Origin of the sequence: Bartonella sp. AP58NXGY (genome assembly GCF_042195785.1) — a bacterium.
In the GTDB taxonomy this organism is placed as follows: domain Bacteria; phylum Pseudomonadota; class Alphaproteobacteria; order Rhizobiales; family Rhizobiaceae; genus Bartonella.
The window spans coordinates 337-568 of sequence record NZ_JBHIOY010000412.1; the positions used below are offsets into that span (position 1 = coordinate 337).

A 232-nucleotide genomic window follows, 5' to 3' on the forward strand; every position below is an offset into this window, starting at 1 on the left:
AAGCTTTAAGCGACTGGGAAGAGGACTTAGAACCCCTTTTAGAGCCTTTTAAAAAGCTTGTGAGAGAAGCAAAAAGTTATGAGGATATCCTTAAAGGCTTAGATGAATTGCTAGGTGAGATGGATCATCACGCATTAGCAGCGCGCTTGGCAAAAGTACAAATGATTGCACGTGGGCTTGGGTATCATGGATGAGGAACTTTTTAAAACCGCCCCTAAAGAGGTCACCCGTT

1 protein-coding gene is annotated in these 232 nt (G+C 43.5%); it reads left to right on the forward strand.

What is annotated here, in order from left to right:
* On the forward strand, nucleotides 1-194 hold a 194-nt coding region (locus tag ACFINC_RS11745; protein ID WP_375617311.1), incomplete at its 5' end, for a DUF935 family protein.
* Nucleotides 195-232 lie beyond the last annotated feature (38 nt).